The following is an 8,478-nucleotide window of genomic DNA, read 5'->3' as shown; positions in this document are numbered from 1 at the left end:
GCCACCCCTCAAACCGAAATGCTGAGGACAAGGGAGCGATCGCTCGATCGCTAATTCTAGGGCAGAACACGGGAACCGGCTGGACAGAGAACATCCAAAGAACCACTAGCGGGAGGCGCTGGCATGGTAGGAGGCGAAGTTGAAGGTTTTTCAGTGGCGCAAATTCGGGCTGTAGTGGTCGTTTTCCCATTCACTTTAGTAGCAAACACGGCACTCGTGTAGCTGGGAAGTCCTGCATTTTTTGCGATCGCAGTAATCATCACACTCTGCGTATTATCCTTTTGAGGCACAATTTGATAGCGATAATCCTGAGTCTCTAAGTTAGTCGCAATCTTCAGCTCTTCGACATCGGCAGCAAATTTTCCATTTTTCAGGTAGTAAGCCTGCTGCGCTTGGCTCAGGATAGTTAGGAACTGTTTGACTACGCTTTGCCCTGAATTGGTGTTTTGTGTCTCCAGTGCAATCACTCGAACATCTTTTGGCACGGTGGCAACATCCGAAACCTTGTCAAACAGCGTGGACGCGGCGTTAAACTGAGTAGGTCTGCGTTCTCCAGCACTTAGACCCTCTAACTGTAGATGCAGCTTTCCTTGCGGGGTCAATTCAAAAATGGTCTGAACGACTTGCTCAGGACTGACAATCATATCCAGTTGCATGGGCTGAGTGGTCGAATTAATCTTGTAACCAAACTTAATCGCAACCGAAGACCCGTCAGGTGCTGGTAATACGGTAAATAAATTCCCGTCCGGCGCAAAAATAAATTTAATGACCTTGCCTGTGGTGGGGTCTTTGGTTTGCCACTGCCCTCTCAATTGTTGGATAACTGCATTGCTTTCAGCAGCTTCTTGAGTTTGAGTAACTGCTAGCCCCATTGGGGGTTGAGCACTCACTGGCGTTCCCAGTGTACCGAGTAATACAACGAACAATCCTTTAGCCATTAACCCAGGCACCCACAAGCGTTGCAATGGGCGCACGCGGTGTGAACCTGTCGCTAGATTAGAAACAAGATGACTCATGGCAATTCAACCCAGCACTCCCTGGATTTTAACAGGTTGTATTCGCCATCCGCTCGGAAGATATATTGTTGAGTCTTTTCTAAGCATTAATAATCCTTACCGGGAACTCATGCACAATTGCATTTTCCAAACTCGATTCTCATAAAGTAGAGCTTAGGATTATGAGTTTTCTGGAGATGGGAGAAGTGGTTCAAGCAACGTTAGAAGTTCAGGCAGCTTACTTTCTACAACATCCCATATCACGTCAAAATCCACTTGATCGTATTTATGGATTAACACATCTCGCATCCCTGCTATATCTCGCCAAGGGATTTCTGGATGTTGCTGACGAAACTCCTCAGATAGACGCTTGGTTGCTTCACCAATGACCGCAATTTGGTAGAGAATGGCTGATACTTTTTCATCATTCATTTCAAGTTCAGCCCGACTTACATTGTGGGTGTAACGCAATATTCGTCTAATTGCTCTTTCAATATCAATCAGAGATTCGTTATCGCGTGGCATAAATCACTTGTGCTGAATCTAAAATAGTTTGGCGTCGCAACCAGTTCTGGCTTTTTTCCAGGGCTGTCTTGACAATGAAATCAACTTCTCTATGAAACATAGCTTTTAACTCGTCTTGCATTTGTAGGGTTTCCCTCAAGCCCCGCTTAGCCTCGGGTGCAAAAGTCACTAACACATCAATATCACTATCAGGACGAAAATCTTTCCGTAGAACAGAACCAAATACAGCAAATTCAATAATGTGCCAACGCTGACAAAATTTAGCGATCGCTTTTTGCGAAACTCCCAACCGTTTCTCCAGAAGAGTTTGTATCTCCACTGACATCTGATAAGATACCTCCGATGCTGCTATTACCTTTGGATTGAAAGAAATGATTTCTCTACCTTCGCGCTTTCTACTTCGAGAATAGCTTTTTACCAAAATCTTTATCATAAAGTAACTGGAGTTTTTGCAAGCGATCTGCGCTAGCCTTCGGCAACGCCAAGGGCGATCACATTCCCAATAGTCCGCACCAGTTGCATTCCCTTTTCCCAGTGCTGGCTTAGGTTACTGAGTCGCGCTTAAAATTAAACAGAGCAAGTCTTCTTCAGAGGACTTGCTCTATGAGCCAGGAACTTAAATCGAATGTCACTGAAATAACATAGGTTCGTAGTCGGCACTTCAGTGCCAGAAGCGCTAAAGCGCTTACTACAAACGCTTAAGTCAGTGCCATTCAACTTAAATCCCTGTTGGGTTATGGAACTGGTAAACTCTCACCCAATCCGAGAACTAGGATTTTCGACCATTGATATAGTAATCTCTTGTTCCCTTCGCAGTCCGTGCTTCTCCTAGTCGATTCAACGCATGAACATAAGCGGCTGTTCGCATCGAAATTCCGAATTCCTGAGAAATTGACCAAATCTGTTGAGTCTCTTCCACCATCTTCTGCTTCAGGCGTTGATTCACTTCATCGAGTGTCCAATACAGTCCACTCCGGTTTTGTACCCATTCAAAATAACTTACGGTGACGCCTCCGGCATTAACTAAAATATCCGGGAAAACATAAATTCCTTTATCTTCTAACACTTGATCAGCCGCCGATGTGGTAGGGCCATTCGCCGCTTCAAAGATAAATTTAGCTTTGACGTTATTGACATTTCCTTCATAAATTTGATTTTCCAAGGCGGAGGGAATGAGAACGTCTACATCTAAAGCTAATAGTTCCTCATTGGTTAGCAATTCATGGTCTTCTAGGTTACAGACACTACTCTTACAGTAAACGGATTTAATGCCATTGCCTGAGGCTTTATGCTGTCGGATATGGGGAATATCGAGTCCTTGCTTGGAATAAATCCCTCCTTGAGAGTCGCTGACAGCAACTACTTTGTACCCAGCTTTATACAGGAGTTCGGCTAATATGCCACCGGCGTTACCAAATCCTTGAATTGCAACCGTTGTAGTGGTTGGTACTTTTTCAAATTTTGGCAGCATCGATTCAATGACATAGAAAGCACCAGTTGCGGTAGCACTCTCTCGTCCCACACTGCCTCCCATTGTCAGAGGTTTACCGGTCACAACAGCAGGAGTAATTTGACGCCGAATGATGCTGTATTGGTCCATCATCCAGCCCATAATCATGGCATTCGTGTAAACATCAGGGGCGGGAATATCTACATTTGGGCCAATGAAATCTGCGATCGCATCAATATAACCGCGCGTCAATCGTTCTAGTTCAAACTTCGATAGCGCTTTCGGCTCAACTGTAATTCCACCTTTACCTCCCCCAAAGGGAAGATTTAGGACGGCGCACTTAAAGGTCATCCAAAATGCTAAAGATTGCACTTCATCAAGCGAAACATTCGGATGATACCGTACACCTCCTTTTGCTGGCCCTCGCGTATCGTCATAGCGAACCCGATACCCCTGGAAAACCTTTAAGCTCCCATTATCCATACGTACTGGGATTGAAACGCTTAGACTCGATTTTGGGTGCTTTAAGGATTCTGTTACATCCTCAGAAAGTGATACATATTTCAGTGCTTTTTCTAAGCGTTTGCTGGCATCAGAAAATAATGAATCAGACATTCTGATTGTTCTCCTGCTAGGTGATTTGACTGGGACTGCGCTGTTTGTTCCAATAAGAAGTCATTGCACATCGAACCCCATCGCCTTGGTAGCTGTCAAAAAATAACTCAAACAACTTTCCTCAAATACTCTATGGAGGAACGGCGTTTTCTTCCGCCGGATGATGACTTATTTTTTTTTGCTACTTTAACCAAGGAGTTTAAAGAGCAATTTGAAAGCTAAACGTGTATTACATCCACATCTCTTTGAAATAGAAAATGTTTAACCACTAAACCACAGAGACAGAGTTAGTTCAATGATTTAGTGGGTTGTATTACGCGAAGCTTGTAAGACGCGATAAACCGCTTGTGATTTGGATCAAATGGTTTTTCTGCTCTCTGCTAACTTAGGAGAGAAAACTATCAGATGAAACAGTGCTTACTTTCATTATTTCTAAAGAATTGCTGGAAAGCACGTAAATTGTATATTTTGTTACATTTTTTAGGATTAACATATGCATTAGGCATTAATCCCTGCCGGGAGTCTAGGGTTGGGGATGCTTGAGCAAAGCCTACGGCTAGGCTGATCCCGATGCATATCCGTAAGGCTGAGCGCCTTGGCGTGAGGTGCCACGTTTGACTTGCCAATCCCCCACTGAATCGCGATCGCGTTGGTGAATCCCTAAAAGACACTAGTACTCTGTCAGCTAGATTTGATGGGTTTGTAGTGAGTACTTAACGCGTCAAGTGCCGCCTACGAACGGTCGCGATCGCTTTGGTGAACGACTAGACTGGACTAGGGAGCCGCATAAAGCTGATCAAGGGGAACTTTTGTACCCTGCAATTCTCGTTTTGAGAAGAAAAATTTCAGTATTCCGGATTTAGACAAAAAAAGACGATTATAGAATTAGCAACTACACTAAGATAGATAGTTTTTTGACTCTTACTCGAGTGCCTTCCAGGCGGATTAAGAGCAGACGTTCAATTGAATTGGTAGGTTAACTTTGAGAGTAGCCCACCCAGCTTTATTAGAGGTACGAGGCAACAATGATTGAGCTCCTAGCTGCACTTTCCGCTTCGGCATCAGCAGGAATGAGAATTGCCCTGCCTCTTCTAGTGATTGGTTTATTGCAGAGTGATAATCTATGGTCTAATATACCTTTGCTGTCTCGGATTCATCCCTCTGTTTTAGTGGCTATCTTGACAAGTTGGGCTTTATTTGAGCTATTGGCTTCTAAAAAGCTGGTAGGGCAACGGGTGCTGCAAATTATCCAACTTCTCTTAAGTCCTGTTGTCGGAGCCATTATGGGCATTGCGGTTGCTCAGTTAGCCACCGCTCCAGAGCCATTTGTCTGGACAGTTGGCATCGTCGGCGGCTTATTCGCATTTGTCCTACAGTTAGTTCAAGTCGGATGGTTCTTCCGGTTGCGAGGCTTGCCCCTGTGGCTCGTCTTTATTCAGGATGTACTGTGTGTTGCTCTGGTTATCTTTGCTTTTGATGCCCCTAAATCGGGAGGGTTAATCGCTTTAGTTCTCTTGTGGCTGGCAATTCGCAGCTCTAAACAATGGCATCGCTGGTATGTGGGAGGAACTCGTTCTCGGATGCGTCGTTACCCCCACCACGAGATGCCCGATTAAGAAAAAAGGAAATTACTAAGGTGAGGGTGCCTGTGGATGACAATGTTTTGATGCTTCCTAATCGCTGGCAGGATTGGGTCACTGTATTTGGCTATCTAGCCTTTGCTATTTTCATCGCATGGCGGGTGTTGACTCCCCGGTAACAAGTGTATAGCCAAGTCGGCTAGGTTTGTTTTTCAAATAGACTTTATAAATTATCTCTATTGCGGCATTTTATTAACCCTTTCCGAAGAACAAACCAAAGCAGAGAGCTAGCAATTAAAAGGTGTTCAGCTTGGATATTTGTTTAAAGCCAAGAATCTTTGAAGTTGACTGGAATCTCCACAAAAAACGCAGACCCATATCCTGGGGCAGCAATACAACTGAGTTGACCCCCATGTTTTTCCACTACAATCTGGTAGCTAATAGATAACCCCAATCCGGTACCACTGCCTACAGGCTTAGTGGTAAAAAATGGGTCAAATATCTTATGAAGTATTTCCTCACTCATCCCAGAGCCATTATCCGTAATCAGAATCACAACAGATTGGGAATTAGAACTGCGAGTGATATCACTTGGAATTTTGTCAGCAGAGCCGGACGCCATAGCCCTACACTGAGAATTTTGCATTAATGAAGTGTGAATAGTAATTATCCGTGGGTCTGGTTTACCTTCAACAGCGTCAATAGCATTATTGAGCAGGTTCATAAATACCTGATTCAACTGACTAGCATAACAGGTGACTAGAGGCAGTTGATTGTAGTCTTTAATCAACTGGATTGCAGCCCTGTCGCCGTCTGTCTTTAAGCGATGCTGCAAAATCAGTAACGTATTGTCAATACCCTGATGAATATCAACAGGTTTTAGGTCTTGTTCATCTAACCTGGAGAAGTTTCTGAGTGATAGAACGATTTCTTGAATGCGTCGCGATCCTACCTGCATCGAATCCATTAGTTTTGACCAATCTTCCACCAGAAAATCCAAGTCAATCTTAGAAACTAGCTGCTGAATTTCTCCTGTAGGATTAGGGTAAATATTTTGGTAAAGTTGAACCAGTTCTAGCAAGTCTTGAAAATATTGACGGGCATAATTAAGATTGCCGGAGATAAAGCTCACTGGATTGTTGATTTCGTGGGCAATCCCTGCTATCATTTTTCCTAAACTAGACATTTTTTCGGCTTGTATAAGTTGGGCTTGAGTACTTTTCAACTCGCCTAATGTCTGTTCTAGTTCTTGCGCCTTTTCTCGTTCTCGCGCTTCCGATTGCCGCAATGCCGTCTCAGCTTGTGTGCGCTCTTCTATCTCTCTACAAAGTTGGATATTTTGCTCAGAAAGTTGCACATTTTTCTGTTGAAGTTGTTGAGAGAGCCTTCTAATCGTTAAGTGATTCTCAATTCGGGCTAATACCTCCTCAACCTGAAACGGTTTGGTGATGTAGTCCACCCCTCCCACCGAGAAGGCTTTCACCTTGTCGAGTGCATCTCCTAGCGCACTGATAAAAATGACTGGAATTTCGCAAGTGCGCTCGTCTCCTTTGAGATGTTGGCAGACTTCGTAGCCATTCATCTGAGGCATATTCACGTCGAGCAAAATCAGATCGGGGGGTGCAGCTTGTGCTCCTCGCAATCCCGTCGAGCCTTTGGTAACGCTGCGAACTTTATACCCCTGTTCGGTCAGCATAGTAGACAACAAGTTCAGGTTCTCTGGCGTATCATCAATGATAAGAATATCTGCTTGAGGGATACAGGTTGGCTGAGTGGGCATGGTAGATGGATAGATGCAACTCATATATTCCTTTTTTTATCACTTTAAGTAGAAGAGAAAAGTGAAGTAGTCGTGTATCTAAAAATGGCGGTTCTCCTCAGTGAGTTCTAAGATTTCATCAAAACAGAAGCGACGTACCAAGTCGGTCAGCTTCTCTGCTAAAGTCAGATGGCTTGCAGGAATTTGCTCGATGAGCTGCAAAATGCGATCGCCATCCACTTCAACAGCGGCTTGATTGAGTTGAGTTACCCAGTCAGCAGGCATCACTGCTAAGTCATCAGAGGTGAGATTTTTTCCATCTCCTTGGCTCGTCTGTTCCTGTAGTCCTCGGCTATTGGTGTCCTGCTCGTAGATGTATTGCACCCCTAGATACTCAGCCATCTTTTCAAAGATTGTCTGCTCTCGGAAGGGTTTGCGAACGAAGTCATCACAGCCTGCGGCTAGGATACTAGAGCGTTGTTCTTCAAAGGCACTCGCCGTGAGAGCGATAATTACAGTAGGTTGGTGTTCCACAGGGTTGAGAGGGTGAGTCGAATTTCCCCGTCCACTTGCCTCTTGTTCTCGTATTTGTCGGGTTGCCTCGTAGCCATCCATAACAGGCATCCGCATATCCATCCAAATAAGGTGGGGATGCCACTGCTGCTACTCTTGTATGGCTTCTTGTCCATTAGTTGCACTGCGAGTCTCGAAGCCGACAGTGTTAAGGAGTTGCGCGATCAGATCGCGGCTTTCTGGGCGATCGTCCACGACCAGAATGCGGTAGGTTGGTTGATCGGGGGCAAGTTGGAGGACTCGCCCATGAGTTAGGGTTGGCGCAACGGCTTTTGCATCCGCAAGTGTCACTTGGATATCAAAGCGGAAGGTAGAGCCTTTGCCTACAGTACTGCTAAGGTAAATGTCGCCTCCCATTAACCGGATAAATTGACGACTAATGGTGAGTCCTAAACCTGTACCTTCTCTAGCTTCGATACCGCTCGTAGTTTGGACAAAGGGTTGGAAAAGATTACCCATTTCCTCGGATGCAATTCCCTTGCCAGTGTCTTCGACTTCAAAAAATAAAGTATAGGGTATCGGGGATTTTCCTTGATTCTCCTGCTCGGCTCTAGCTCGTAGCGTTATGCTTCCAGTTTCCGTGAATTTGACGGCATTGCTCAATAGGTTGATGAGAACTTGGCGGAGTTTGCCTTCATCGGTTAAAACAGATGGGGGTAAATCGGGGGCAAGTTGAAACCGGAGGGACAACTGCTTTGCTTGGGTTCGTGCCTCAAACATGTCCTGAAGAGTCTGCAACAATCGATGCAAGTTCACGGGTTCCAGACTCAAAACCAGGCGTCCGGCTTCAATTTTGGACATCTCCAGGACATCGTTAATCAGATTGAGCAGGTGTTCGCCACTGCGGTTGATAATGGCTAAAGAGTCTTGATGCCGTGAGGTAAGGGTGGTATCTCGCTCCATCAACTGGGAAAAGCCGAGGATGGCATTTAAGGGAGTGCGAAGTTCGTGACTCATGTTTGCCAGGAAGGTACTCTTGGC

The 8,478-nt window shown here is 45.0% G+C and carries 8 protein-coding genes; 1 reads left to right on the top strand and 7 read right to left on the bottom strand.

Annotated features, from left to right (window positions below; translation table 11 throughout):
* Positions 1-56: 56 nt before the first annotated feature.
* The 4 genes from V6C93_RS06210 to V6C93_RS06195 all read right to left on the bottom strand — a co-directional run bounded on the left by V6C93_RS06210 (position 57) and on the right by V6C93_RS06195 (position 3,585).
* The gene (locus tag V6C93_RS06210; RefSeq protein WP_333475783.1) at positions 57-1,016 is read right to left on the bottom strand and encodes a type IV pilin-like G/H family protein; all 960 of its coding nucleotides are present in this window, start codon (positions 1,014-1,016) and stop codon (positions 57-59) included.
* A gap of 159 nt (positions 1,017-1,175) precedes the next feature.
* Entirely contained in the window at positions 1,176-1,520 is a 345-nt protein-coding gene (locus V6C93_RS06205; protein ID WP_333475782.1) for a DUF86 domain-containing protein, read from the bottom strand.
* Entirely contained in the window at positions 1,507-1,845 is a 339-nt protein-coding gene (locus V6C93_RS06200; RefSeq protein WP_333475781.1) for a nucleotidyltransferase family protein, read from the bottom strand. Before V6C93_RS06200 ends, V6C93_RS06205 begins: the two co-directional genes overlap by 14 nt.
* Before the next feature lie 444 nt (positions 1,846-2,289).
* Positions 2,290-3,585, bottom strand: a complete 1,296-nt coding sequence (locus tag V6C93_RS06195) for a Glu/Leu/Phe/Val dehydrogenase (protein WP_333475780.1) — start codon at positions 3,583-3,585, stop codon at positions 2,290-2,292.
* A gap of 1,025 nt (positions 3,586-4,610) precedes the next feature.
* Between V6C93_RS06195 and V6C93_RS06190 the strand changes: the two genes are divergently transcribed.
* The gene (locus V6C93_RS06190; protein WP_333475779.1) at positions 4,611-5,201 is read left to right on the top strand and encodes a DUF4126 domain-containing protein; all 591 of its coding nucleotides are present in this window, start codon (positions 4,611-4,613) and stop codon (positions 5,199-5,201) included.
* 286 nt (positions 5,202-5,487) lie between these two features.
* On the opposite strand, the gene V6C93_RS06185 is transcribed toward V6C93_RS06190, so the two are convergent.
* The 3 genes from V6C93_RS06185 to V6C93_RS06175 form a co-directional block, all read right to left on the bottom strand.
* A complete protein-coding gene (locus V6C93_RS06185) occupies positions 5,488-6,969 on the bottom strand; it encodes a hybrid sensor histidine kinase/response regulator (protein ID WP_333475778.1) in 1,482 nt (493 codons plus the stop codon).
* Positions 6,970-7,023: 54 nt separating this feature from the next.
* On the bottom strand, positions 7,024-7,554 hold the full coding sequence (locus V6C93_RS06180; RefSeq protein WP_414644156.1) for a response regulator: 531 nt from the start codon (positions 7,552-7,554) through the stop codon (positions 7,024-7,026).
* Positions 7,555-7,587: 33 nt separating this feature from the next.
* The coding region (locus V6C93_RS06175) for an ATP-binding protein (protein WP_333475777.1) at positions 7,588-8,478 on the bottom strand (891 nt) is incomplete at its 5' end.

This window comes from Allocoleopsis sp., assembly GCF_036703385.1.
GTDB lineage: Bacteria > Cyanobacteriota > Cyanobacteriia > Cyanobacteriales > Coleofasciculaceae > Allocoleopsis.
This window is presented reverse-complemented; position numbering and strand designations above follow the sequence as displayed.

Excerpts from the sequence above, each read along its gene's own strand:
- V6C93_RS06200 (WP_333475781.1), bottom strand. The coding sequence starts at position 1,845 with ATGTCAGTGGAGATACAAACTCTTCTGGAGAAACGGTTGGGAGTTTCG.
- V6C93_RS06205 (WP_333475782.1), bottom strand. The coding sequence starts at position 1,520 with ATGCCACGCGATAACGAATCTCTGATTGATATTGAAAGAGCAATTAGA.
- V6C93_RS06185 (WP_333475778.1), bottom strand. The coding sequence starts at position 6,969 with ATGAGTTGCATCTATCCATCTACCATGCCCACTCAGCCAACCTGTATC.
- V6C93_RS06180 (WP_414644156.1), bottom strand. The coding sequence starts at position 7,554 with ATGCGGATGCCTGTTATGGATGGCTACGAGGCAACCCGACAAATACGA.
- V6C93_RS06190 (WP_333475779.1), top strand. The coding sequence starts at position 4,611 with ATGATTGAGCTCCTAGCTGCACTTTCCGCTTCGGCATCAGCAGGAATG.
- V6C93_RS06210 (WP_333475783.1), bottom strand. The coding sequence starts at position 1,016 with ATGAGTCATCTTGTTTCTAATCTAGCGACAGGTTCACACCGCGTGCGC.
- V6C93_RS06195 (WP_333475780.1), bottom strand. The coding sequence starts at position 3,585 with ATGTCTGATTCATTATTTTCTGATGCCAGCAAACGCTTAGAAAAAGCA.